Annotated in this window: 18 protein-coding genes; 11 read left to right on the top strand and 7 right to left on the bottom strand. The window is 59.9% G+C overall.

Features of this window, described 5'->3' with window-relative positions; translation table 11 throughout:
- The first annotated feature begins 15 nt into the window (after positions 1-15).
- The 8 genes from VJ464_12260 to VJ464_12295 all read left to right on the top strand — a co-directional run bounded on the left by VJ464_12260 (position 16) and on the right by VJ464_12295 (position 9,501).
- Positions 16-1,254 (top strand): family 1 glycosylhydrolase, encoded by a 1,239-nt coding sequence (locus tag VJ464_12260; protein HKQ05900.1) that lies wholly within the window; start codon positions 16-18, stop codon positions 1,252-1,254.
- Between the two features lie 27 nt (positions 1,255-1,281).
- Entirely contained in the window at positions 1,282-3,543 is a 2,262-nt protein-coding gene (locus VJ464_12265; GenBank protein HKQ05901.1) for a family 1 glycosylhydrolase, read from the top strand.
- The gene (locus tag VJ464_12270; GenBank protein ID HKQ05902.1) at positions 3,479-4,579 is read left to right on the top strand and encodes a Gfo/Idh/MocA family oxidoreductase; all 1,101 of its coding nucleotides are present in this window, start codon (positions 3,479-3,481) and stop codon (positions 4,577-4,579) included. The genes VJ464_12265 and VJ464_12270 overlap by 65 nt, the downstream gene beginning before the upstream one ends.
- Positions 4,580-4,660: 81 nt before the next feature.
- Entirely contained in the window at positions 4,661-5,245 is a 585-nt protein-coding gene (locus VJ464_12275; protein HKQ05903.1) for a hypothetical protein, read from the top strand.
- 156 nt (positions 5,246-5,401) lie between these two features.
- Positions 5,402-6,010 (top strand): type II secretion system protein GspG, encoded by a 609-nt coding sequence (locus VJ464_12280; protein HKQ05904.1) that lies wholly within the window; start codon positions 5,402-5,404, stop codon positions 6,008-6,010.
- Positions 6,007-6,519, top strand: coding sequence for a hypothetical protein (locus VJ464_12285; protein ID HKQ05905.1), 513 nt, complete (start codon positions 6,007-6,009; stop codon positions 6,517-6,519). Before VJ464_12280 ends, VJ464_12285 begins: the two co-directional genes overlap by 4 nt.
- 78 nt (positions 6,520-6,597) lie before the next feature.
- Positions 6,598-8,712: a tetratricopeptide repeat protein gene (locus tag VJ464_12290; GenBank protein ID HKQ05906.1), complete on the top strand. Its 2,115-nt coding sequence runs from the start codon at positions 6,598-6,600 to the stop codon at positions 8,710-8,712.
- Between the two features lie 156 nt (positions 8,713-8,868).
- Positions 8,869-9,501: a CAP domain-containing protein gene (locus VJ464_12295; protein ID HKQ05907.1), complete on the top strand. Its 633-nt coding sequence runs from the start codon at positions 8,869-8,871 to the stop codon at positions 9,499-9,501.
- Here VJ464_12295 and VJ464_12300 read toward each other — a convergent pair.
- Positions 9,498-14,495, bottom strand: coding sequence for an SBBP repeat-containing protein (locus VJ464_12300; protein HKQ05908.1), 4,998 nt, complete (start codon positions 14,493-14,495; stop codon positions 9,498-9,500). The two genes, VJ464_12295 and VJ464_12300, sit on opposite strands and share 4 nt — an antisense overlap.
- A 706-nt stretch (positions 14,496-15,201) precedes the next feature.
- On the opposite strand from VJ464_12300, the gene VJ464_12305 reads away from it, so the two are divergent.
- The gene (locus tag VJ464_12305; protein ID HKQ05909.1) at positions 15,202-16,899 is read left to right on the top strand and encodes a hypothetical protein; all 1,698 of its coding nucleotides are present in this window, start codon (positions 15,202-15,204) and stop codon (positions 16,897-16,899) included.
- An 80-nt stretch (positions 16,900-16,979) separates the two neighbouring features.
- The gene (locus tag VJ464_12310; GenBank protein HKQ05910.1) at positions 16,980-20,564 is read left to right on the top strand and encodes a hypothetical protein; all 3,585 of its coding nucleotides are present in this window, start codon (positions 16,980-16,982) and stop codon (positions 20,562-20,564) included.
- Positions 20,565-20,637: 73 nt separating this feature from the next.
- On the opposite strand, the gene mnmE is transcribed toward VJ464_12310, so the two are convergent.
- The 6 genes from mnmE to rpmH all read right to left on the bottom strand — a co-directional run bounded on the left by mnmE (position 20,638) and on the right by rpmH (position 25,265).
- Entirely contained in the window at positions 20,638-22,005 is a 1,368-nt protein-coding gene (gene mnmE, locus VJ464_12315) for a tRNA uridine-5-carboxymethylaminomethyl(34) synthesis GTPase MnmE (GenBank protein HKQ05911.1), read from the bottom strand.
- Between the two features lie 80 nt (positions 22,006-22,085).
- Positions 22,086-22,538 carry a R3H domain-containing nucleic acid-binding protein gene (locus tag VJ464_12320; GenBank protein ID HKQ05912.1) on the bottom strand — a complete coding sequence of 151 codons (453 nt, stop codon included), beginning with the start codon at positions 22,536-22,538 and terminating at the stop codon, positions 22,086-22,088.
- A gap of 20 nt (positions 22,539-22,558) precedes the next feature.
- Positions 22,559-24,427: a membrane protein insertase YidC gene (gene yidC / locus VJ464_12325; protein ID HKQ05913.1), complete on the bottom strand. Its 1,869-nt coding sequence runs from the start codon at positions 24,425-24,427 to the stop codon at positions 22,559-22,561.
- 68 nt (positions 24,428-24,495) lie between these two features.
- Positions 24,496-24,705 (bottom strand): membrane protein insertion efficiency factor YidD, encoded by a 210-nt coding sequence (gene yidD, locus VJ464_12330; GenBank protein HKQ05914.1) that lies wholly within the window; start codon positions 24,703-24,705, stop codon positions 24,496-24,498.
- Positions 24,702-25,040, bottom strand: a complete 339-nt coding sequence (rnpA, locus tag VJ464_12335) for a ribonuclease P protein component (GenBank protein HKQ05915.1) — start codon at positions 25,038-25,040, stop codon at positions 24,702-24,704. The genes yidD and rnpA overlap by 4 nt, the downstream gene beginning before the upstream one ends.
- Before the next feature lie 78 nt (positions 25,041-25,118).
- A complete protein-coding gene (gene rpmH / locus VJ464_12340) occupies positions 25,119-25,265 on the bottom strand; it encodes a 50S ribosomal protein L34 (protein HKQ05916.1) in 147 nt (48 codons plus the stop codon).
- Positions 25,266-25,478: 213 nt separating this feature from the next.
- On the opposite strand from rpmH, the gene VJ464_12345 reads away from it, so the two are divergent.
- Complete coding sequence (locus VJ464_12345) at positions 25,479-25,823, top strand: STAS domain-containing protein (protein HKQ05917.1); 345 nt, start codon at positions 25,479-25,481, stop codon at positions 25,821-25,823.
- Positions 25,824-25,922: the final 99 nt, after the last annotated feature.

Raw genomic sequence — 25,922 nt, forward strand, 5'->3', positions numbered from 1 at the left:
AGATGAGAGTGCGATTTGTCCCATCTGATATTTGCTACCGGGATCGAATGCAGTTACCCGACGATTGCGCTGCCCGACGGCACGATCAAGCGCATAGACGAAATGGAGAAGGCGGATCATTACCGCCGCTGGCGCGAAGACTTCGAATGCGTCAAACAGCTCGGCCTTGAATACTTGCGCTACGGCCCGCCTTACTATCGCGCGCACCTCGGTCGCGGGCGCTACGACTGGGAGTTCACCGACCTGACTTTCAATGCCTTGCGCGACATGGGGATTACGCCCATCGTCGACCTCTGTCACTTCGGCGTGCCCGACTGGCTCGGCGGTTTTCAGAACCCCGAATTCCCCGAAGCCTTCGCCGAATACGCCGGCGCGTTTGCGGCGCGCTTCCCCTACCTCAAGCTCTACACGCCGATCAATGAGATCTTCATCGCGGCGCGTTTTTCGGCAGAGCTGGGGTGGTGGAACGAGCGGCTGGCGAGCGACCGCGCTTTTGTGACGGCGCTCAAACACCTGGTGCGCGCCAACCTGCTGGCCATGGCGGCGATCCTGCAAGTCCAGCCGGCGGCGCTCTTCATTCAGAGCGAGTCGTCAGAGTACTTTCATGCCGCCGAGCCCGCGGCGTACGACCGCGCCGACTTCTACAATCAAAAACGCTTCCTCTCGCTCGACCTCTGTTATGGGCGTGACGTGCGCGGCGTCATGTACGAGTACTTGATGGATCACGGCATGTCGCGGCAAGAGTACCACTGGTTCATGCGGCGCGGGCGGGCCGTCAAGCCGCACTGCGTGATGGGTAATGATTACTACGACACCAACGAGCACCTGGTGCCGGCGGGCGACCGCCCGTTCACGGCGTCCGGAGAAATCTTTGGCTACTACGTCATCACCAAGCAGTACTTCGACCGCTACCACCTGCCCGTCATGCACACCGAGACGAACTTCAAAGACGAGCAACTGGCGCCCGGCTGGTTGTGGAAGCAGTGGGCCAACATGATGCGCCTGAGGCAGGACGGCGTGCCGATCATCGGCTTCACCTGGTACAGCCTGACCGACCAGGTGGATTGGGACACGCTGTTGCGCGAAGACAATGGGCGCGTCAACCCGCTCGGCCTCTTCGACCTCGACCGCAAGATTCGCCCCGTCGGCGAAGCCTACCGCCGGCTCGTCAAAGAGTGGCACAACCTCAGCCCGGTCGAAGGCCAGATCCTCGACCTCAGCACGTCCATTTCGCCTGATGGCGGACAAGATTAGTGAAGGCAGAAGGCAAAGGTGACGGGTATGGATCAGCAATCAGTAACCGCCCCGCCGCTTGAGCTGTGGGCGGGCATCGAATGCACGGTGAACCGTGTCGGCGATGCTTACTTCGACCAGTTGGAGCGCAGCGGACACGCCGCGCGCATTGACGACCTGGATTTGATTGCGGCGCTCGGCGTGCGCGCCGTGCGTTATCCCGTGCTGTGGGAGCGCATCGCACCCGACGGCCTGGCGCGCGCCGACTGGTCATGGCCTGATGCGCGGCTCGGGCGGCTGCGCGAACTCGGCATCAAGCCCATCGTCGGCCTGCTGCATCACGGCAGTGGGCCGCGGCACACCAGCCTGATCGATTCAGCCTTTGTAACCGAATTCACACGCTATGCGCGGGCGGTGGCCGAGCGGTTCGAGTGGGTTGAGGACTACACGCCGGTCAACGAGCCGCTGACGACGGCGCGCTTCAGTGGCCTCTATGGCCATTGGTATCCGCATGGTCGCGATGCGCTGACGTTTGCTCGGGCGTTACTGGCCGAGTGCCGTGCGACGGCGCTCGCCATGCGGGCGATCCGTCGGGTCAACCCGGCAGCGCGGCTTGTGCAGACGGAAGACCTCGGCAAGACCTTCAGCACGCCACGGCTCGCCTATCAAGCGGAATTTGAGAACGAGCGGCGCTGGCTGACCTTCGATCTATTGAGCGGTCTCGTCGGGCGGGCGCACCCGATGTGGAGCTACCTGCGACACATCGGCGTGGGCGAAGACGATTTGCTCTGGTTCGTGGACAACCCGTGCGCGGCAAACGTGATGGGGATCAACCACTACCTGACCAGCGAGCGTTTTCTTGACGAGCGCCTCGAACGGTACCCCGACTCCTTGCATGGCGGCAACGGGCGGCATCGCTATGCCGACGTGGAGGCGGTGCGGGTCTGTCGCCGGGGCAGTGGCGGGCCGCTGGCGTTGCTGCGTGAAGCCTGGCAGCGTTACCAAACCCCCATCGCTATCACCGAAGTCCATCTCGGCTGCACCCGCGAAGAACAGTTGCGGTGGCTCAACGAAGTCTGGGGCGCGGCACAACGGCTGTGGGATGAGGGCGTCGAGGTGCGCGCCGTGACCGCCTGGGCGCTGCTCGGCAGTTTCGACTGGAACTGTTTGCTGACGCGACAGGGCGATCATTACGAGCCGGGAGCCTTCGACCTGCGCGCCCCGCAACCACGCGCGACGGCGATTGCGCACATGCTGAGGAGCCTGGCAGCCGGGCGCGCGCCTGATCACCCGGCGCTCGATTCCATCGGCTGGTGGCGGCGAAGAGAACGCTTCCTCTATCCCCCGGTCATTCCCGCGCAAGCGGTGCGCGCGCCGAATCCGATTGTGACGCGGGTTACAAAGCCGGCTCGCCCCATATTGATCACCGGCGCCACAGGTACGCTGGGCCGCGCCTTTGCCCGCGTGTGTGCGGCGCGAGGTTTAGCGCATCGCCTGTTGACGCGGCAAGAGATGGACATCGCCAACCCACGCTCAGTGCGAGCGGCGCTGTCAAGAATCAAGCCGTGGGCGGTGATCAACGCAGCGGGCTACGTGCGCGTCGACGAGGCCGAACAAGACGCCGCGCGGTGCGGACGGGAGAACCGGCAAGGGCCGGCCACACTCGCCGCCCACTGCGCCGCGCACGCCATAAACCTGGTCACCTTTTCATCCGACCTGGTCTTTGATGGCGAGCGGACGACGCCTTACGTCGAGAGCGACCGCGTTGCGCCGCTGAGCGCCTATGGCGAGAGCAAGGCGCAGGCCGAAGCACACGTTTTGCAACGTTGGCCTGGGGCGCTGGTGATTCGCACGAGCGCGTTTTTCGGGCCGTGGGATGACTACAACTTTGTAACGCTTGCCTTGCGCGCGCTGGCCGAAGGCCGCGAGTTTATCGCCGCTGATGATTTAGTTGTATCGCCAACCTATGTGCCCGATCTGGTGAACAGCAGCCTCGACTTGTTGATTGATGGCGAGCGCGGCATCTGGCATCTGGCGAACGCCGGGGCAGTGACCTGGGCCGAACTGGCACGACGCGCGGCGATGTTCGCAGGGTTGAGCAGCGAGCAGATAAAGGCGCGCCCGGTGGCGGCGCTCGGCCTGATCGCGCCTCGTCCCCGGTATGCGGTTCTCGGGAGCGAGCGCGGCACGCTAATGCCGTCGCTCGAAGATGCGCTGTCGCGTTACTGGCGCGAGGTGAGCTTGAATCGCCCGCTGCCCGCGCCGGTTTTGCAAATGGCGATGGCCAGCGCTCAAGCCAGCGCGACGTAGACAAAGCCGACATGTCGATGCAGAATCCGGTGCAGCATTTCTCGCACGGAGGGCGCATGGTATGAGCAGGCTGAAGGTCGGCATCATCGGCGCGGGATATATCGGCAGCTTGCATGCGGCGGTGCTGGCGCGTGACGAGCGCGTCCATATCGTCGCTATCCATGATGCGGTCGGCGAGCGCGCAGAGTCCTTGGCCGGCTCAATAGGCGCGACCGCGGCCGCCAGCGCCGAGCAGTTGATCGAGACGAGCGACGCCGTTTACATCGCGACCCCGAATACACAGCACACAGAGCTTGCGCTTGCCAGTCTTCGCGCCGGCAAGCATGTCTTCTGCGAAAAGCCGCTGGCGACGAGCCTCGACGACGCCCGGCGGATTCTCGAAGCCGCATCACAACAACCGGGGGTCTTTCAGGTCGGCTTCAATCGCCGCTTTGCGCCGGTCTATCAAAGGCTCAAAGAACGGCTCGCCGAAACGCCGCCGCATTCGGCGCACGTCAAGATGAATCGCGGCGAGCTGCTCAACCCCGCGTGGGTCGGCGACCCGCGCCTGACGGGCGGCTTCCTTTACGAGACGACGATTCACCTGCTCGACCTGCTACGCTTCCTGTTCGGCGAGATCGTCGCGCTCGATGTCGCCGCGTCGAGCCACGAATACGCCGAGATGGATGACTTCTCGTGCCTGCTGCGCTTCAATAGTGGAATGCACGCGACGCTTGCTTCGTCAGCGGACGCCGGCTGGATGTTTCCTTACGAGCGCCTCGAAGTCTTCTGCCACCACACGACCATCGTGACTCGCGAAGTCGAAAGCCTGACGGCGAGCAGCGCCGTTGATGACCGGCAGCAGACAGAAACGATGGGGCGGTTGTCGAAGGAAGAAAAATGGGGCTACAGTCAGGAAGACCGCGCCTTCGTGGATGCGATCATCAATAACCGCCCCGCCGCTGTTACCGTGGGCGATGGCTTCAAAGCGGTCGAGCTGGTTGATGCCTGCTACCGCGCGGCGCGCGGCGGCGGGCGCGTCATTTTCAACGCCTAGCCCTTGCGCAGTGGTGTAACATGAATCCTGTGGATGAGCGTCCGAGCCATTCATAGAACTTTTCCCCTCCGAGGAGGGACTATGGTCACAGCAAATCCCCCGCATCCGTCGGCCCGCAGCCAGTGGGCGGTCTCCTACACGCAGAGCGACGTTGATACGATCCGCGAGCAGATCGAACAGAACGAAGCCACCAAGCGGCGCTGGTTGTGGCTGGTGCTGATGGTCGCGCTTGCGGCGCTCGCCGGCGTTGTCATCCTCCTGACGTCGAGCTATGCGCTCTACACCCGGAGCGAATCTGACAAGCGCCGCCTGAGCGACGAAAACGGCGCGCTGAAGAGTGGCGGCGAGCAGTGCCAGCAACAGCTCAAGACGGCGACCGCCGCCCAGGAGCACGAAGCCCAGACACGCACAGAGGCGCAGACCCGACTAGGAACTTTGCTGCCCGCCGTTCTGCGCGGCTCGGCTTCAGAGAATGACACCGCCGCCTTCGCGCACATGGTCGCGAGCCTGCCTTACAGCCGCGTCGAAGTCGAGCAGAAGCCGCCCGATAAACTCTTCCGTAACTGGCGCTACAAAGCCGGTGCGGATATGGAAGTCTACACGCTGGTCGGCGGCTTCGTTGACGGCAAATGGGTTATCCATTCGAACCTCGTGGCGCGCAAGTAAGCCCTCGTTTGCTTTGGCAATCACGCCCCTGGCCCGCTACGCCGGCAATGGCGCGGCAGGCGATTCTATTGCAAAGCGAAAGAGCCGTTTGTTACTATCCTAGCTAGCTGTTTCCGCAACGACAGCTCCCGTGATCAGGCCGGAGGAAGCTACTCAATGACAGCCGCGCCCCGCGTAATCTTAGCGATAATCACTCTACTGGCATTGTTGACGGTGGTCGTGCTGGCGCGCGAGTTAGGGGCGCGCGAGGCGCGCGAGAAGGTCGCCGCCGCGCTCGGCATGGATAAGCCCGACCGCGTTCATATTAAATCGATCACGCCCGGCTCCGGCAACCAGGCGATTGTCGAGGCGCAGTTCGATGCCGCCTTTCGCTTCACCACCGACCCGCAAGGCAACTGGCAAGCGGCGGAGGTCAGAACCGGCGACCGCAACTGGGAATCCATCGAGCTGATTCAGACCGCCGTCCGCAAAGAAAAAGCCCTGCGCACGACGGCTGATCTGCGCTCAATCGTCACGGCGCTCGAAGCCTTCCGGCGCGAGCGCGGTTATTACGTCGTCGCCGACAATAACGCCGCCTTGATCGATAATCTCGCGCCGCGTTATCTGGGCGCTGTCCTCAGGCTCGACGCCTGGTCGCACGAGTTTCAATACAAAGGCAGCGAGAGCGCGTACCGGCTGACGAGCCTCGGCGCTGACGGCAAGGCCGGTAGCGGCGACGAGATCGTTTTTGAAAACGGCCAGTTGGTCAAAGGAGCGAGCCAGTGACCACCCGCACCGATGCGAGCGGACAGGCGACGCTTGAGGCACGCGTTGCCGAAGCGCAGCGCCGCGCCGGCATGGTCGTTATGGCGATCATCGTCACCATCGTGATGTATGTCGCTATCGCGCTATATATCGCCGGCTCGCGGCAATCGCCGGGGCTCACGGAACAGACACGCATCGGCTTTTACGCGGCGGCGGCCTTTCTAGCACTTGGCTCGATCTTCTTCCGCCGCACCCAGATGGGTCGCACGCGCCTCGAAGTGGTCGCCGGACTGCGCGGCATCAGTGGGTTATTGAAGCACTTTTTCCGCGTCACCATCGTCAGCATCGCGATGGCCGACCTGATCGGCTTGCTGGCGCTGATGGCGGGCTTTTTCGGCGGCGATCAGAATGACCTGGCGCGCTTCGGCGTCGTGGCGATTGCCGTCGCGCTCTACAACTACCCGCGCCTGCGGTCGTGGCAGCGGGCGGCAGAGTATTTCGCCGAGACCGTGCCCGGCAGCAACGAGTGAGCATCAATCGTTTCGTAGAGTAACCCGCGCAAGCCGACGGCTGGCGCCGCATTCATGATAGAGAAAGGAAGTTTAACTTTGACGAAGAACAAGATGGTGAGAAGCGCCGCGCTGGCGCTGGCGATTGTGGTCGCGCCCGTCGCGCCAATGAGCGCCAGCCTGAAAGCCGCCCCCAGAGCCGGTTTCGCGGCGCAGGATAGCAAAGACACGCAGGCCGACAAGCGCGCCCAGGCGGCAAAGAAATATCTCGAAGCCAAGCGTCTCGAAGACACCGGCAACCTGCCGGCGGCGGTCGCGGCATACAAAGAAGCGGTGGCGCTCGACCCGGCGTCAGTTGATTTGCGCACCACGCTCGGCGCGCTTTATCTCAAGAACCGCAACACGATTGACGCCGAGGCGCAGGCGCGCGAGGCGCTAAAGATTGCGCCTGACAACGCCCAGGTTCACAAGCTGCTGGCTCGCGTCTTCGTCGCGCAGACTTTCGTCGGCACCACGGTCGCCAAGGACAAAGCGCGCGCCGCCATCGCCGAGCTGGAGCAGGTCGTTAAGCTCGATCCCACGGCCAAGGTCGAAGTCGGCGACCGCGAGATGCCGGCCATGACGGTCATCGGCGAGCTTTACTGGACGCTCGAAGAGCAGGACAAAGCGCTCGACGCGTTCAAGAAAGTCTCCGAGGGCAATGCCACCGCCGACGAGGCGCACTTCCAGCTGGCGTCGCTCTACTTCCAGAAGCGCAAGTACCGCGACGCCGCGCAGATTGCCCGCAAGGCTTACGAGATCAATCCGAAGTCGCCGCAGTACGCCAGCCTGCTGGCGAAATCGCTGCTCTACATAGGCCGCACCCAGGAAGCGCTCGACATCTATAAAAAGGCCATCGGCATCAAGGACGCTTCAGCGAAAACCCCGAAGGACAGCAAAGACCAGGACGACGATGGTGACGTGATGCACGGCGGCACGGCGCTGTCGCCGCTGATCTTTGATTACGCCGAGGCGCTGGTCTATGCGGGCCGTTACGACGACGCGGCCAAGACGCTCGACCCGCTGCTGAAGCTGTTGCGCAAGGAATCGCCGGCTTACCTGCAAGCGGTTCGCATCAAGACCGACGCGCTCAAGCGCGCCGGCAAGCGCGACGAGGCGGTGCAGGTTCTCGAAGAGGCGCTCAAGGGACAGGACGTGTCGGACAGCTTGCCGCTGGTCTATTCGCTCGCCGAAACCTACGAAGGCAACCTGCAATTCGACAAGGCCATCTCGATTTATGAAGAAGCCTTGAACTCGATTGTTAACCCCGATGGCACGGTCAGCAGCAACGAGCAGAGCAAGAACGCGGCGCGCGTCATCCTGCAACGCATCGGCCTGGCCTATCGCCTGTCGGGCAAGCGCGACAAGGCGATGGAGACCTTCGAGAAGATGAAGAAGGTGCTGGGCACGGACTCGGCAGTCGCCGATCAGCTCATCATTGACACGCTGATCAACGAGGGCAAATTCAAAGAGGCGCTTGAGGCGGCAAACGCCGCCGTGACGCGCTTCCCTGACGAGCGCGGCTTGAAGTTTCAGCGCGCCCAGGCCGCCGGGCGGCTGGGCGACATGCAGACTGCCGACGCAACGCTGCGCGGCCTGCTCAAGCAGTCGTCGGAAGACATTGACGTTTACCTCTACTGGTCGAGCGTGCAGTTGGAAGCCAATCAGTTGAAAGAGGCCGAAGACAGCGCCCGCAAGGCCATCGATCTTGATCCTAAAGATGTCGGGCCGCTGATCACTCTGTCGAGCATTCAGGAGCGCCAGAAGAAGCTCAAGGAGTCAGAAGCGACGCTGCGCCGGGCGCTCGACATTGACCCCGACAACGCGACGGTGCTGAATAACCTCGGCTACTTTCTCGCCGACCGCAACGAGCGGCTGGCTGAAGCCGAGGCGCTGATCCGCCGCGCCGTGAACATCGAGCCGACCAACGGGTCTTTTCTGGATTCGCTCGGCTGGCTGCTCTATCGTCAGAATAAGCTGCCGGAAGCGCAGAAGTATCTTGAGCTGGCGGTGATCTATCAGTCGCGCTCGGCGACGATTCACGATCACCTGGGCGACCTTTACAAAAAGACCGGTCAGACCGACAAGGCGCGCGCCAAGTGGGAAGACGCCCTCAAGCTCGCGACCGAGCCGGACGAGATCAAGCGCATCAAAGAGAAGTTGGGTAAGAAGTAGCTCTCGATTAAGTCAGCGTCCGAATTTAGAAAGCGGAATGCCGAACGATGAGTGAGGCGGGGTGTAGCAACTCCGAATCACTCATCATTCGACATTTAATTCCTCTGGGTCTGACTGCTGACTGGTGATTCTAGATTTTCAATTCTTCAGGTGAATATGTATCGCAGGTTCGGCCTCTCTCTACTGGCAATCGTGCTGACGCTTATGGCCACGGCCTACGCGCAGCAGGACAATGGCAAGCAATCGCGTCAGGCACCGTCGCGGGTCGATAGTTTGCGAATCGAGCGCCGCCCCGCGTTGGGGCCGCCCACCCCAGGCAATGCAGAAGACGAGCACAACGTCTACACGGACGATGATGTGCTCAGCCCCGAGCCGCGTGATCCGCGGCTCGGCGAAGTCGAATCGCTCGAAATGCAATGCTTCAACGAAGTGAATCGCCTGCGCGTCGCCCACCGCCTGAGCCCGCTGGCCTTTAACGAAGGCTTGCAGCGCGTCGCCCGCGATTACAGCCGCCGCATGGCCGAAGAGAAGTTCTTTTCGCACGACGACCCCGACGGCCACACGGTGCGCGAGCGCGTGTCTGACGCGCGCATCCACTGGCGCGTGCTGGGCGAGAACCTCGCTTACTCGAACGGCTACATCAACCCTGTCGCCGTCAGCGTGACGGGCTGGATGGACAGCCCCGGCCATCGCCGCAACCTGCTCGACCAGATGTGGCGGCAGACCGCCATCGGCGTGTGGATCAGCGCCAACGGCACGGTCTACTTCACAGAGATTTTCATGCTCTAATGCTTGCCGGTGGTGTTCGGGAAAGCGATGTCGCCCGGCTCGCCCCACTGGCTGAAGATGTAGGCCGTGTAGTTCATCGAGGACTTCGGCACGATCCACACCCCTTGTGATTCCCTCCAGATGCCAGGGTCAGCTTTGCCGTCGCCATCAAAATCACCGACCACCGGCGTGTCGCCAAGCGAGGGATAGCCCGCCGGCACAAACAACGGCTGCCCCGCCGCGAAGCTATAATTTCGACTCGACAGCAGAATCGAATACGTCGCGCTCTGGCCGCCCGACGGCGGCACCAGATAACCGAAGTCGGCGACGCCATCGCCGTCGAAGTCGGCGCAGACCGGCTGCAAGCCGGCGCCGCCCCAGTTGTAGAAGATCAGGCTACTGGTGCTGTAATTCCGCGACGACTTCAGAATGGCCCACAGCCCTTCATGGTAGTAGCCGATGTCGGCCTTGCCATCGTGATCGAAGTCGGCGGCCACCGGCACATCACCCAACTGTCCCCACTGCGCGAAGATGTAGGTCGTGTAGTTGGTTGATGACTTCGGAATGATCCAGATGCCTTGCGAGGCGCGCCAGATGCCGGGGTCAGCAAGGCCATCGCCGTCGAAGTCAGCCACCATCGGAATGTCGCCAAGCGAGGGATAGCCCGCCGGCACAAACAACGGCTGCCCCGCCGCGAAGCTATAATTTCGACTCGACAGCAGAATCGAATACGTCGCGCTCTGGCCGCCCGACGGCGGCACCAGGTAAGCAATATCGGCCAGGCCATCGCCATCAAAGTCCGCACAGATGGGCTGCAAGCCGCTGCCGCCCCAGCTAAAGAATCGCGAACTGCCCGGGCTGAAGGATTGCCCTGACTTTAAGAAGCCCCACAGGCCGTTGCGATAATAACCCATATCGGTCTTCGCATCGCCGTCGAAATCCATCTTGATATAGCTCAGCCCGACCGCCGGGAGGCCCGCTTGAGTGACACTGAAGACTTGATCGCCGACCGAGATGCTGCCGGTGCGCGCGTTGGTATCGGGATTCGCGGCGACCGAATAGCTGACCGTTCCATTCTGAGTGCCCGCGCCGCTCGTGATGGTGATCCAACTGCTGTTGCTTTGCGCTACCCAGCTACAGCCGCCCGGCGACGTGACCGTGATCGAGCCGTTGCCAGGGCTCGGCCCGAAAAGCTGCGAAGTCGGCGTCAGCGATTGCCCGCAATCGGTTCCTCCCTGGCTGACGGTGAAGGTCACTCCGGCAATCGTCATCGTGCCGCTGCGCGATACGCCGTTGTTGGCGGCGACCGAATAGCTCACCGAGCCGTCGCAACAACCGTCGCTTGCGGTGATCGTGATCCAGTCGGCGTTGCTCTGCGCTTGCCAGGTGCAATTGCTGCCGCGGGTGACGTGGACGGAGGCGCTGCCGCCGCTTGCCGGGAAGGTCTGGCCGGGCGGCGATAGAGTCGTCTGTGGGTTGGACACCGCCAGCGTCTTGGTGGCCGCATTGTTGGCGACTGGCGAATCAAAAGAGGCCGAGTCCACCGTAGCCGTGCTGCTGATGGTCAGCGTGTTGTCATTCGAGCAACTGACCGTCGCGCCAAAGACGAAGCGTATCGTCTCGCCGACCGCAAGGATGTTGCGTGTGCCGATGATGCCCGTGCCGCCGATGTTGCACTGTGCCGTGCTGTCTGAGGTGCAACTTTCAAAGCTCAAGGACGGGGACAGCTCGACGTGGGCGACGACCGCATACGCCGGGTCGGGGCCGTTGTTGGTCACCGTGACCCTGAACTGAATCGGCGCACCGGCCGTGTAGGGCGGCGAGCCGAACGGCTGCATAGTCAGGTCGAGGCTGAGGTCGGAAGACAGGGTCGGCTCGGCGACCAGGCGGGTGATGAAGGCATCCGAAGCCCCCGACAATGACGGTTGGAACACACCGGCGGTCGTCGGGAAATTGCTGTTTTTGGTCGTGCCCACGAGATGTGCGCGGTTTGATGCGTCAACCGCGACGCCGTAACCCACGTCGTAATAGCCGCCGATCTGTGTCGAGTAGACGAGGCCGGTCGCGCCCGGGTTGAACTTGCTGATGAAGACCTTGCTGTAGGTATAGTCGGCAGAGGCCCCGTACGTACCACGCGTCGTTGGAAAATTCGGCGAGTGCGAGTAACCGGTGACGTAGGCGTTGCCGTCCGCATCCACCGCGATGGCATTGCCGGTCTCGGCATTAACCCCTCCCAGGTATGTCGAGTAAATCAGCCCCGTCCCCGCGGCGTTTAGCTCTGTGACGAAGGCGTCGAGGGTGGCGCCGCCGCAAGCGGCGTAGATCGTTTGCGTGTCGAGCGGATCAATGGCTAGCCTGGTGACCCCCACCCCCGCCAGTCCCGACCCGCACACGTTCCAGGTCGCCCCGGCGTCCGTCGTCTTAAAGACTCCCTGATTCGTGCCCGCGTAGATGACCGATGAATTGTCCGGCGCGAGGGCCAGCGCACCGACGCTGAGGCTCGCCAGGCCGTTATTCTTCGTTTGCCATGTGCTGCCGCCGTCCGTGCTCTTGTACACCCCGCCGGAAGAGCTGACGTAAACGATGGCGGCGTTCACCGGGTCGACCGCTATGGCGCTGGGTGAAGTATACAGACCCGTCAAGTACCAGTTGCCGCCGCCGTTCGTGCTCTTGTACAGCGCATGATTCTCGCCCGCGTAGACGACCGCGCCATTCCCAGGGGCGACGCGCACGGGCCCGCCCTGGCCGGCCTTCACTTTGGTCCAGCTGCCGCCGCCGTTCGTTGACTTGGAAACGCCGTAACCATTGGAGGCGTAAATCGTTTGCGGGTTCGACGGGTCAAGCTCCAGAGCATTGATTGCCGTGTCATCCAGGCCGCTGTTGATCGCCGTCCAGGTAACGCCCGCGTTTGTCGTCTTGTACACACCGTAACCGTAGGCGCCGGCATACACGGTCGAGGGGGTGACCGGGTCAATGGCCAGATGAAAGAAGTTCGTCAACGGCGCGCCGACGAGCAGGGTCCAGTGCGCGCCGCTATCCGTGCTTTTGAATAGCCCGTCCCCGCCGGCGGCGTACAGGACGGACGGGTCTAAGGGGTTGATGACCACAGCGGAGGGCGAGTTATGCCCCAGTCCGTCGCTGCGGTTCGCCCAACTGCCCGCGCCCTGCGCCAGCCGGGCCACCCCGCCATTGGCGACGCCCACGACGCCTGCCGTCGTCGGAAAGTTCGCCGAGTTGGTCTGGCCGGTCAGGTAGACTTCGCCGGCAGGACCGAGCGCCAGGCCGTTGGCGGTGTCGTCCCAGTTGCCGCCGACGTAGGTCGAATAGACCAGCGCCGATCCCGCCATGTTCAGCCGCGCTACGAACGCGTCGCCAAATTGTGCATACTGTTCCGCGGGCCCGGCGTAAGTCGTCTGATAAGCTCCCGGCGTCGTCGGAAAGTCGGTCGAGGCCGTGCTGCCGGTGACGACCGCTTCGCCCGCAGATGCGACTTTAACGGCCTTCGCCTGGTCGTCATGCGTGCCGCCGAGATAGGTCGAATAGACCAGCGCCGTCCCCGTGCTGTTGACCTCAGTGACGAAGCCGTCCTGGGTGCCGGCGGTCGGCGGGCTCGTCTTCAACGCGCCGGGCGTCGTCGGGAAGTCCGCCGAATAGGCGCCGCCGGCCACATAGGCATTGCCCGCCGCGTCAACGTCAATGCCATTGGCCTGATCCCCTGCATAGCTGTTGATGCTGCCCGAGCCGCCCAGATAAGTTGAATAGCTCAGGACAGCGCCGTTGCTACTGAGCTTGCTGACGAAGGCGTTGCTGCTGAAGTAATACGTCCCGTGCCAGGTCGTCTGAAAAGCGCCGGGCGTCGTCGGGAAATTGGCCGAGGTGGTCCAGCCGGTGACGTAGACGCTTCCCCCTGAGTCAAGGGCAATGCCCGTCGCTTTGTCGTCACTACTCCCGCCCAGGTAGGTCGAGTAGACGAGCGCCGAGCCATCGGCATTAAGCTTGGTCACAAAGACGTCCGCGGCGCTGGCGTAGGTGCTGTTGTAGCCATTAATGCTCACAGGGAAATTGAAGGAGTAGGTGTAGCCGGTCACGTAAGCATTGCCTTCCGCGTCAAGGGCGATGCCGCGGCCCTCTTCGTTGTTCGAGCCGCCGAGAAAAGTCGAATAGCTCAGCACCGGATCGATCACCAGGGGAAGGGTCTTGTCATAGCGGCCTACCTGAAAGCCGACCTGCCGCCGACCTTTCAGCACATAGCGGCCCGCGACCGCTTGCCGTGTGCCGCCGACTTCTTGGTACACGAACGGCTTATGCAACCGCAGGTCGCTGCTCGCGGCGCGCAGAATCAAGTCGCCGTCGCGGCTCAGGCTGATCTTACGGACCCCCGCGAAATTCATTTTGATCGCGCCGGGGTCGCCGCCGGGATTCACCTGGAAGTCGTATTCCAACTGCCGCTGATTGCCGTAGTAGACGAGATTCACTTGCGGATAAAGCTGGCGGTACTCGACGCGCGCATAGGTCGGAATGTTCGACCGCCAACGGTCGGCCGCCTGGCCATCGAAGTAATTTGTCTTTCCGGGCAATTGATCGCTGCCGACAATTTCGACCGCCGGGTCGGCGCCTGCCAGACGCATCTTTATCGCGTTCGCCTTCGCCAGCGGCGGGCGTTCGTTGGCAGCACGCTTTGACCTCTGGCTTGAGACCGGCAGCATCACCACGGCACCGTCGGAAGTGAGAAAGACCGTAGAGCCGCCCGCGCGCGAGATAAACCGGACTGCCGAATCGGCCTGCCCCTCATTCGCTTCGAAGCTCAATGGCAATTTGCCATAAGCGGCGCTCACCGCTCGCCGCGACTCTTCGGTGAGGGCGCGATCAGATAAATTCGCGGCATTCTCAGGGGCGGCGCTCGCGACGGACGTGCGGCTCCAGAGGCCGGTATTGCCGAGGTAGGCAGGCAACAGCCAGAGCAATACAATCGTGACGATAAGCAATCGCCTATGATGGCGTGGAAGCTTTATCAAGTCTCACTCCCCTTACTTCATAAAAATGGCTCGCCCAGACCACTCTCATCTTGAGAGACGGCTGATTCGTTAATCATCCGTATTGACTGGCGATAATAATGACGATTCGGAGCCTCAGAAAATCGGAGCCAGGCAGAGGCTACGCAGAAATGTTAGGGGAGATGAAATCGCGAGTCAATCACTAATAATTGGCACGGCGAATAATGTCGAATGTGGCCGCCGATAGAATCAGTTAACTTGCCGATGCAAAAAGTGATTGCGCCTAAAATAGAGATTACGGCCTGGGTTAAGGCCATATGGGCTTTTCTGAGGTACCAATGAGGTACAAGGACCTGCTAAGCATTACGGCTCATATCCTTAGTCATAAAACATAGCCAATGCCGTCGCCAGGGGCCAAATCGTAGCTCTTCTCACCTCAATGCTTGCAATTGGACAAGTCACATTGTATAGTCGCAGCCGCTCGCGAGGCCCAGAGGTGCATACCGGGTTCGCGTGTGACGAGTTATCAGGCATTAAGGCATTACATGACGAACAAGGCCGGTTGATTAATGGTTTATCCAGAAGCGACCGGCACGGGTGTAAAGGTGTTGCCAGTCATCCCGCGAATGACTGACTGCGAAAGCCCATTCGGTTATTTTCCCTGGGCTCAATCGTAGGATCATTGCGTAAGAATCAACCATCTTCGAACAATACGGAGGAACATATTATGGGCGCTTCTCAGTCTTTTCTTTCTTCACGTGAATACGGTTACGACTATGTCGTGGCCGTCACCCAGGACAGCATCAACGCGACAGCTTTAGCCTTTCTTAGAACAAAGCAGCCAGTCGTGAATGTCTGTTATATCTACGACGACAACGGAGACCCGGAGCAGATTGACTATGAAGCGTTCAAGAAAAAAGCGAATGGGGCCGACCCGTTTAGTGTTCCGGAATCAGGGCCGTCACGCGATACGGCCTTAAAGAATCTGGATGATGCCGGCTTTATGTTCGGCTTCCGGGCGGCCATGGGATTGCCGGAAGGATTCGATGCCAGTAAGTTACCCGACATTGTGACTCTGGCCGCTCCTGGAGTTGATACGGAGCATGTCATCTACCGACTGCTGTGCAAGAACTTTCTGCTCGTCGAACTCATTCAAATTCCTCACAAGAAGCCGATTTTCAAGACCTTCGCGCAGCCGAAAGGGCCGGGGGGCAAGCCGTGGATCTTTACTTTTAAGGTGCGGATCATAAAGGAAACTGTTAAAGATAATAAAGCCTTTATAAATGCGCCGGCATTTGGCAACCTGCCTGCCGCTATTCAGACACAGCTCAAGAATAATCCCGAGGACTTCACCATCCAGCACCTTCTGTTCGACTTTAACAACGCGGGCCGGGAGTCGGAACCAACCATTGATGGGCCCACAGGCCATGCGCTAGAGGCGTTGAGCGCAGATTTTGGGAAAACGTATTTTAACGAGATGAAAAAGGCGGGATCACAGATCCTTGCGGTAACGCCAGCGAGCGGAGGTTCATTCCCGAATTTGCAGACAGAGTTCAGCGTGAACCCTTCGTCAACGGACCCCAAACTGGCCACTCTCAACTACCTCTGCGCGACCGACCACCAGCTTCCTCCGGCAAAACCATTTGCCTGGAATTGGGTTGAGCCCAGTGAAGCAGATAGCTTTGATGGCGTGTGTGTCATCAACAGGAATCTCCTTGCTCATTATCTCAAATCCCAGCTCGATGGTTATGTGAACAGTAACTGCCTTCTTCCTTACGGCGAGAACGTAATTTCCCAAGGTCTTGAGGAGTGGGCAGGTTTTCTCGTTAAGGATAGAACAACATTCGACAGTTGGGATCAGCTAAACAAAGGTAGATTAAAGAAGCAAACCTTTACTCCTTCGGCGCCTACGGAGGGGCCAATATTGCTACAATGGCAGTTTTCTGCCACGGGGCAAGATGGTGCTGGATGGCATGATGCTCTCGGCCAGATAAAGGTCGACACGTCATTCGATATGAAAGTAACTTGCGCGGGCAAAACCATTACAATTGAGCAGCATACCTTCTTGCATTACTATTTATATTTAGAGTCTCTACACGAAGACACGAATCTGGTAGACATAAAGATCACTGACACATTCACTCTGGCTGCTGCGGGCGACAGGCTCACGGCCACTTCATCATCCAATAAAGTAGATAACTCTCAAGAGCCACAATATTGGAAAAGCGCGAAACAGGTGCAAGGGCAGATGAACGCAATCAAAGCTAATGTGATGAATATAATAGCCTCTCGCTTTTCCAACATTCAGGTTCCGCTTCTTAACGGCATCATATTCCCCGGCGGTAAGGGATTTTTATTCAAAGATGTCGTGTTTTCCGACCACCAGGACCTGGTGGCGCACATCACCTACGCAGACCCCAGTTAAATATATTGCCTCGGACTTTGAGAACGCGTTTTACCCTGAAGGCCGCAGAAGAACAACTGACGATAAGGAGAACAACGAACATGGGCAAGTATGTAATCAAACACTCCACAGAACTGATGCAGAACTACTTGCAGGCGACAATCATGGCGCCCGAAAAAGAATTTAAGGCTCTTCAGAAGAGTGACGGAGGCGCTCTGTTGTTCTCTATCGGCGATGTCGTCGAGGGCGGTTCGTTTAATGTCACCGTCGAGACGGCCGGCGAGCGCCACGGTTGGAAAGCCGTGAATCTGAGCAAGGACTTTCCGGGCTCGCCCTGCCAGCACTTCGCGGTCGCCCAGCGCGCCGACGGCTCTATTAATATGGCTATGGTGCTGCGGGAAACCAATAGCGGCCAGTCGAACGATCATCTATATATCAGCGTTCTCAGCCTGTCGAAGACAGGTAACATCAATCCGCCCCAATGGACGGCCTTCCCATACGATGACACTAAGCATTCACTATCGAGATTAGAGATCGCAGGCATATTTCTCAGCGAGGCGACCGACGGAGAGTACATCGTTGCGGACGTTGTGCGTGACCCAAACAGCCCAACCAAGGAGATCGTGCGCTACTACATTGATAGGGCAAAGCAAGACGGCCAGGCATGGCATAAGCATGACGTGCCGATTGACATCGAGTCCGGAAAATACACGAGCGTTCTTGGGAGAAAAGACGGGGCTACTGTGGACGGCATTTATACGAGCGGACAAATTGACGGTAGCCCGCAGATCATCTACACGCCGCTGTACAATGACATAAGACCGGACCGTCATCCCGACACTGATTCTCTGATGCTGACACCCGAAGGAAACCTGGTGGCCGACGCCATCGCCGTATGCGCTAATTCAGACAACACGACGGATCTCTATGCGACCGCCAATGGAGTGCTCTACCGCTTTGCGAGCACGAATCAGAGAAATAAAGCGACCGCAGAAGTCGCCGCCCAGTACCACCTGTTTCAGGGCGTCAAAGACCTGTTCGCATTTCCTTACGGCGATAGCGTAATGGTCTGGGGACGGAACTCAGACAACGCTATTTTCTATACGACATGCCCCAGCAGCAAATTGAACACGCCGGATGCCTGGAGCGTTCCGGTGCCAATCCTGATCGGCGTAGAACAGGTCTCGCCTTTTGTGAACCGGGCCAATAGCGCCAATACAATATTCGCGCACACGGGCGAGAGCGAGTTGAAGATTGGGGTGAAGTCGCCGGGAACCGGCAGGTGGACCTGGCGCAACGTCACATTGCCGCCCGCCGACACAAAAGCGCCTGCTCAAAAATTCAATTCCTATACGACGCGGATTCAGGTGACCGACGCGGATCATCAGCCTGCCAACGGCGTCACAATCGCCATTTCAGCGACCAGCGTCACCAGCGTGTATATCAATCACCTTTATTACATCGTAGGGCCTGATGCAATTCATGTGAAGACGGATGTGGCAGGCAGCCTCACGATAGTCGAGGCCGTCGAGCGGTTGACCGGCACGCAGTTTGTCGTCTCGGTCGCAGACGACGCGGCTGGGAAAACCTCGATCAATCCGATGGACAAAGCCTTCAAGAAGGCAACCGACCTGCAATCGAAAGACAAGCTAAAGGCCGCCAAAATCGTGAGCTATGTCAAGGGGCCGAACGGCCCGGTTAAGGCCACACCGCGTAACCTCGTACGCGACGGTGTTGATGACGCAACACTGGAGCAGGTGGCGAAACTGAACGTGCACCTCGCATCGGTGTATGCCGACCCGAAGAAGGGGCCGGCCCCGAATGCAACTCTTGGTGCGGCGCAGAATGTTTTTGGGGACAGCTTTCCAGTTCCCGCGAACGCGCCACAGGTGGATGCGGGCGACCTGTTTCAATTTCTCGAAGCCAAGTCAGCGGAAGTTAAATTTCGCGTTGCTGCCAGTGAAGCAGGGGGACTTGCGAGTCCCCAGGAATCGTTCTGGGAGATGCTTGTGAGGTGGTTCGAGGACGCATGGGAATTCGTCGTGAAGATCGGCGAAGCAATCTACCGGTGCGTGCTAAATGTCATTGAGGACGTAGTGTCCGCCGTGCGATGGGCATTCGATAAGATCGTGGCTGCCGTAGAAGACCTGATCGAATTTGTGCGGTACTTGTTCGAGTGGGACGATTTCAAGCGAACCAAGGATGTCTTGAGGAACGTGACCAAGTTATTCCTGGATCATCAGGCCGATCAGATCCCGGTGGTAAAGAAAGAGTTCGATGACGCGGTCGAGTCGGCCATAAAGGCAATCAACAAGTGGGCGGGCATCAAAGAGTTCCCAGGGCTGGGGACGGCAGGCAGCGGCCGTATGAGCAGTCAGAATAAGGCGGATGGCCCGGATGCGCCGGGCAGCCTGTTGAGCCACCACTTTCAGGGCAATGTCACTAGTGCTTCGCAGGACACAACGCCCTCCGTGCCTGACCCGGCGTCAAGCGTGATGGATGTGCTCGAAAACGCTCTGCTAAACGAAGAAAAGAGGCTTGGGGAGGCCTTTGATCAACTGAAAGCGCTCATGCAGAACGCCCATAACATGAGCGTTATAGACATCCTCAAGGCCCTGACGGGGATTCTGGTTGACGCCGTTTTAAGAAGCGCACAAGTCGTGATTGACGCACTGCTCGATCTGTTTTCTGTCGTCGCAAAGAAGGCGATGGATATATTCGACCGTCCCATACATATTCCTGTGATCTCGGACATTTTGAACGCAATCGGGATTCCCGATTTTTCGATGCTCGACATACTTTGCTGGATCGCGGCGGTCCCTGTGACCATCGGCTACAAACTCGCAGCGGCGCTCGCCGGAGAGGGAGATAAGGCTCCGTTTCCTGACAATGATGAAACGAAGCGCTTGATCGGGGCGACAGATTTTCAGTCGCTGGTTGCGGCGTTTAATGGCGCTGCGCATTCTTTGCAGAGTGCGGACACAGCTCAAGCGGAGATGACAGCCGCTGGGCCAATTCCGATGTCGAAAGAAACTGCCGAGGCCGTATTCATATCGCTTCACACCGTAGCCGGCGCATGTGGGTTGGTATCGGCCGTTCTTGATTTCTCCGAGTCCCAGATTCCGAATGCTGCCGTGCCGACGACGTTGACAGTTGCTTGTGTGGCTTCGGCCATCGTGGGAGGAGGATCGCGTGCGGCGGCGAATACTCTCGTACCGCAGTACCCGATTGAAAGTAGTTTTTTTGGTACTAAAGGGCTTGGTTTCTCTCAGTCTTATTTATTCCTTATAAACAAGGCCCTATGGTCCATGCCTGGCCAGTTGATTTTAGGAAACTTATCGAAATGGAAGACAGGTCAAGATTGGAAGGCTGCCCTGCCGAAGGACCCGCGGGCCATGGGAGCTTGCTTTGATGCGGCTATAGTTCTGCCGGCACTGGTCTGTACATGCTGGCATTTTCATGAGCTATCGCAGAAACCCGAGGGAAAAGCGCGCGCCATCGCCTTTTTAGATGAAACCAGTTTTATGGCGACATACATCGCTCGCGTTATGTATACGGCGGTAGTCACAGGGCTGCTTGATGCTGATAAAGAGGTGGAGTTTGCCGCTGCCGTGGTTATAGGTGTGGCTCAGGTTGCCCACGGAGGATTGCAAATTACCGAGGCAGCCCTCCAGGGAATTGCTTGATTCGGAGACACAGACTTAAGGTCAGTGAAAGGGCCTGATGCAGCTCGCCTTTCTGATAGCCGATTATTGTCGGTTACTTTCCGATGCAAAAGGTCGAGAAGATCTGTCCGAGGATGTCTTCGGTGAGGGTTTCGCCGGTGATTTCGCCGAGACTTTGCAGCGCGCCGTGCAGCTTCAGCAGGATGACTTCTTCAAGCTCGCCTTGAATCATCAGGTCGCGCGCTTCACCAATGTCGGCGATGGCTCGCGTCAGGGCGGCATGTTGGCGCGCATCAGTGATCATCAGGTCGTCGCGCTCGCTGCCCTGCTCCCCACCAAGGCGAGCGAATAGGCGGGCCGTCAGCTCATCGAAGCCGCTGCCGGTCAGCGCTGAAATCCTTACCACATCGCCCGCCGCTTCCAGTCCTTCATCCAGCCGCTTCGGCAGATCGCATTTATTAACCGCGATGAGGCGGCGCGACAACGCGACGCTGTCGAGCAGCTCGGCGTCGTCGCCGGTCAGCGGTTGCGACGCATCAAGCACCAGCAAAGTTATATCGGCGTCGGCAATCGCCGTGCGGCTGCGCGTGATGCCGAGGCTTTCGACCAGGTCACTGGTCTCGCGTATCCCCGCCGTATCAATCAAACGCACCGGCACGCCACCGATTGACGTGCTTTCGTAGAGCGCGTCACGCGTGGTTCCCGGCAGCTCTGTGACGATGGCGCGCTCGGTGCCGACGAGCCGGTTAAAGACTGACGATTTGCCGACATTCGGGCGACCGACGATGGCCAGGTCGAAGCCTTGCTTGACGAAGCGCCCGAAGGCGAAGCTGGCGGCCATCGCTTTCAAGCCTTCATTGATGCGCTCAAGCCGCTCGCGCAAGGCCGACGAGGCGGCGGGCGAGATGTCGTCTTCGACGAATTCGACCATTGATTCGAGATGCACGATCACCTCGATCAACGCGTCTTTGATGGGCGCGAGCCGCCGTGATAGCGCGCCTTCGAGCTGGCGCGTCGCGACGCGCGCCTGATACGCGGTCTGCGCGTTGATGCAATCGCGCACCGCCTGCGCCTGCGCCAGATCCATGCGACGGTTGAAGAAGGCGCGCATGGTGAATTCGCCCGGCTCAGCGATGCGCGCGCCTAAGGCGGTGAGCAGATCAAGCACGCGGCGCAGGATGACCGGGCTGCCATGACAGCTCAGCTCGACGACCGCTTCACCGGTGTAGGAGTGCGGCGCTTTGAAATAAGTCAGCAGCGCTTCGTCAATCGGCTCACCGGTCGCGGGGTCAATGACGCGCCCGAAGCGCACACGTCCCGCGTCGTCCAGCGGCGTTGACGTTTCTGTGCGGAAGATTACAGAGGCGATTTCGAGGGCGCGCGCGCCGCTCAGGCGGATGACGCCGATGCCGCCGCGACCCGGCGGCGTCGAGATGGCGGCGATGGTGTCATTGCGGAACATACGGGGTCGGGTGCCGGGGGTCGGGTGTTGGGGGTCGGGTGAGACCGGGCCACCAGCACCTGACGCCCAACACCTGACACCTACTTCACGGGATAGATGGTCACTTTGCGGTTGTCGCCGGTGCCCTGGCTTTCGCTGCGCACGCTCTGGTCTGTGGACAACGCCAGGTGAACGATGCGCCGCTCGCCCGGGCTCATGGGATCGAAGGTGAATGGCTGGCGCGTCGCGCGCACGCGCTCGGCGGCTTTCTCGGCCATCAATTGCAGCTCTTTTTCGCGCTGCGCACGGTAACTGCCCGAGTCGAAGATGAGGTGATGCTCTTCGCCGGTGACGTGTGCCAGCATGCGGTTGCCGAGGTGTTCAAGCGCCTCAAGCAATTCGGCATTGTGGCCGAGCAGCACGGCGCGGTCGCCGCCGCGCACCTGAACGCGCACGGCCTCGCCGAGTGGCTCGACGCTCGCCCGCAAGTCCAGGTCGCTTTGTTCGAGCACGCGATTGATGAAGTCTACGACGCTATTAATATCCCCTTGCATCCTTCACACCCTCGATAGTTTTATGACAGGTCGCCGCTGGGCAGCGCGGCGCGATCCTTGCCGGCTTTCGGCTTGCCACCTTTTTGCTTGTTCGCTTTTTGCGCGCTGCTTGAGACGACGGCTGCGGCCTCGGCTGGCGGCCCGCTGGCCTGCTTATTGATCAATAGCTGGATGCCGACGCCGACCAGGTTGCTCACCATCCAGTAAAGCACCAGGCCGCTCGGCGCCGACAGGAAGAAGAAGTAAGTCAGCATGACCGGCATCAGCCAGGTCATCATCACGCGCTGCATCTTCATGGCCGGGTCGGCGCTCGCCGGCTGCGGCGTGAACTTCGTCGAAGCGATCATCGAGATGCACATGACGATGGGCAGAATCTTGAACGGATCGGGCTTCGATAGATCATGAATCCAGCCGAGCCACGGCGTCAGGCGCACGTCGAGCGACATGCCGAGATACATATAGACCGCCCAGAAGATCGGCAGTTGCAAAAGCAGCGGCAGACAGCCGCCCAGCGGATTCGCCTCCTTCATAATCGAGAGCTGTTCCTGCTGCAACTGCTGTAACTCGCGCTCGTACTTCTTCGGGTTCTCCTTGAGCTTCTTCATGCGATCCTGAAGCTCTTTCAAGCGCGGCTGGTGTTTGGCCGCCTGCTTCATCTTCTTCGAGCTCGACGCGCGCAGCGGCCACATCGCCAGGTTGATCAGGATGGTGACGACAACAATCGCCCAGCCATAGTTGTGGAAGATGCCGGCAAAGAAGTTCAAGGCCCAGGCCAGCGGATAGATCAGCGGGCGAACGATGACGCCGAAGAAGCCATAATCGATCACGTTGCCGAGGCTGGCGCTGTGCAGCTCGCGGCCGACTTCGGCGAGCAGCTCGCGGTCTTTCGGCCCGACGAAGATATGGACATCGGTGGCGGCAGGCACGGCGACCGACGGGTAATCATGCGCCGCCTGGTTCGGGTCCGGCTTGACTTGCACGTTTGCTGGGGTGACGCCGACGGCCGGCTGATCGGGCACCGCCAGCATCGCAAAGTAATGATCAACGACGCCCGCCCACTGATAGGTATGAGCAGCGGCGGTAGCAGGGTTGACCTTCGCGCCGGCCATCTGCTCGCGGCTGCCGTCTGTTGTGTACATGACGATTTGCGGCGGCGTGCTGTAACTGCCGCCGGCTTTATCGCTCTGATCGCCGAAGCCCGATCCGACGACAAGCTGCGCCGGCGATTCGCTGCCGGTGACGCTCGCCCTGGCGTCAAAGACCATGCGGTTGCCGTAGAAGGTGAACTCTTTCGTCGAAGTGACTCCGCCCTTTGCCGCGGTGAAAATAATCTTGCCCTGCTCGCCGGAATTGATGGTGATCTCGTTGCCGCTGATGGCGACGCCTTCGACTTTGGTCTGATAGTTTGTCGCGTTAAGCTGCGCGGCTAGCTCAGGCTGCGCCGGCAATTTCAAGGCAAGCGGCGCATCCAAGCCCTCTGGCAACGGCTGCGGGATCAGTTGCAGGTCGCCGCGGTCGGCCCCAAGCAACGGTCTATCTTTATCATTGTCGCGATAATGATGCATCACCCACGAAGTCGCTACCGCGCCATGATTGGTCAAGGTGACTTTCCAATAAGGCGTGTTGACGATGAGGTCGCGCGGCACCTCTTCGATGACAGGTGCCGGTGCCGGTGCCGGTGCCTGCGGCTTGGTTTTGGCGGTAACCGGGGCGGGCGCCGGTGTCGAAACCGCCGGCGGATTGGTCGGCAAGGGTTGTGGTGAAGTCGCTAGCGGCTCTTCAACGGGTTGCGGCGGCGGCGGCGGAAAGAAGCGATTCATCACCCATGAGTAGCCCATGAGCACGGTCACAGAAAGAACCAGTGCCAACAACAGACGTTTACGTTCCATCAATTCACATCGGGCGCTGCCGGCCCGTCCTTACAATTTTATGACCGCTTGCAGCAAGGCAAGCCGCCTTATTTCACCGGGTCGTAGCCGCCGGGATGAAACGGATGGCACCGCAGCAGCCGGCGCACGCCCATGTAAGCGCCGCGCAGCGCGCCGTAGCGGCGAACCGCTTCGAGAGTGTACGCAGAGCAAGTGGGCGTGAACCTGCAAGCCGGCGGGAGCATCGGCGAGATGACCATTTGATAGCCGCGAATTAAAGCGATTAAGACTACTTTCACTGCTGTCCCGCCCTCGCCAGAAAGGCGATAAAGTCGCCTTCCAGATCGCCATAAGCCGCCTCGACCAATGGCCGCTTGACGTTAATGACTATATCAACTCCCGCAGGGACAAGCCATTTGTTTTTTCTGAACGCCTCGCGCAGCAGTCGCCGGGCGCGATTGCGCTCAACCGCGTTGCCGATCTTGCGCGTCGTCGTAATCCCGAGGCGCGGACGCTCGCTCTGGCTCGGCAGAACGAACGCCGTGAAGTAGCGGCCATGAAGCTTGCGGCCTTGCTCGTAGACGCGGCGGAACTCGTCGCGTTTCAGGATGCGGTCTGACTTGGAAAACTTCATCGGTAGTTGTCAGGTGTCTGTTGCCCGTTGCGGATGGGTCTGGCAACCGGCAACGGACACCTGATAACTGGCAACGGCTTAGTAGTGCGCCGGCGTTAAACGCTTGCGCCCTTTGGCGCGGCGGCGTTTGAGGACGAGCTGGCCGCCCTTCGTGCTCATGCGGACGCGGAAGCCGTGCGTCTTGGCGCGGCGGCGATTGTTCGGTTGAAAAGTTCTCTTCGGCATTGCCTACACCTCTCGATAAACGTCTCTACAGAAAAGGGTAAGCCTATCGGACTGAGCGGCTTGTTGTCAAGCTTGCCGCCGCGCTCAATCAGACAAGCTCTGCCGTTTGAGGAATTATCGGCAGCCGCAAGCGCGCGGGCGCACAACTAACTTTGACGATGCGGATTTGCTATGATAAGTTGAGCAACCTGGACACATGCTTAGGAGGCAGCTATGGATATCAAAGAGCGAGTAGTTGATGGGGTGAGCGTACTTGATCTATCGGGCAAGATCGTGCTCGGCGAAGGCGATGGACAGATTCGCGAGCGCATCAAAGACCTGCTGGCTGACGGTCAACGCAAGATTCTGCTGAATCTCGGCGACGTCAGCTACATTGATTCGGCGGGGCTGGGCGCGCTCATCAGCAGCTACACCACGACGAAGCGCGAGGGCGGGCAGTTGAAGCTCGTCAGCCTGACCAAGCGCATTCAAGATTTGCTGGCGATCACCAAGCTCATCACCGTCTTCGATACCTATGACGCGGAAACCGAGGCGATTGATTCGTTCTCGTCAAAGTAAGCCCGCATCCTAGACGCGAGCAGAGGGAAAAGCTGTAGAGGAGAGACACAGCACTTGCGATTCGCTCACGCTCTCCTCTGCCTCTGCTTTCGCCCTTCT

The sequence above is a fragment of the Blastocatellia bacterium genome (genome assembly GCA_035275065.1).
Taxonomy (GTDB): domain Bacteria; phylum Acidobacteriota; class Blastocatellia; order UBA7656; family UBA7656; genus DATENM01.

What these genes read in the sequence shown, in the direction of transcription:
- VJ464_12265 (HKQ05901.1), top strand. Translation starts at nt 1,282, where the DNA reads ATGGATCAGCAATCAGTAACCGCCCCGCCGCTTGAGCTGTGGGCGGGC.
- VJ464_12275 (HKQ05903.1), top strand. Translation starts at nt 4,661, where the DNA reads ATGGTCACAGCAAATCCCCCGCATCCGTCGGCCCGCAGCCAGTGGGCG.
- VJ464_12280 (HKQ05904.1), top strand. Translation starts at nt 5,402, where the DNA reads ATGACAGCCGCGCCCCGCGTAATCTTAGCGATAATCACTCTACTGGCA.
- VJ464_12295 (HKQ05907.1), top strand. Translation starts at nt 8,869, where the DNA reads ATGTATCGCAGGTTCGGCCTCTCTCTACTGGCAATCGTGCTGACGCTT.
- VJ464_12305 (HKQ05909.1), top strand. Translation starts at nt 15,202, where the DNA reads ATGGGCGCTTCTCAGTCTTTTCTTTCTTCACGTGAATACGGTTACGAC.
- VJ464_12310 (HKQ05910.1), top strand. Translation starts at nt 16,980, where the DNA reads ATGGGCAAGTATGTAATCAAACACTCCACAGAACTGATGCAGAACTAC.
- mnmE (HKQ05911.1), bottom strand. Translation starts at nt 22,005, where the DNA reads ATGTTCCGCAATGACACCATCGCCGCCATCTCGACGCCGCCGGGTCGC.
- VJ464_12320 (HKQ05912.1), bottom strand. Translation starts at nt 22,538, where the DNA reads ATGCAAGGGGATATTAATAGCGTCGTAGACTTCATCAATCGCGTGCTC.
- yidC (HKQ05913.1), bottom strand. Translation starts at nt 24,427, where the DNA reads ATGGAACGTAAACGTCTGTTGTTGGCACTGGTTCTTTCTGTGACCGTG.
- rnpA (HKQ05915.1), bottom strand. Translation starts at nt 25,040, where the DNA reads ATGAAGTTTTCCAAGTCAGACCGCATCCTGAAACGCGACGAGTTCCGC.
- rpmH (HKQ05916.1), bottom strand. Translation starts at nt 25,265, where the DNA reads ATGCCGAAGAGAACTTTTCAACCGAACAATCGCCGCCGCGCCAAGACG.
- VJ464_12345 (HKQ05917.1), top strand. Translation starts at nt 25,479, where the DNA reads ATGGATATCAAAGAGCGAGTAGTTGATGGGGTGAGCGTACTTGATCTA.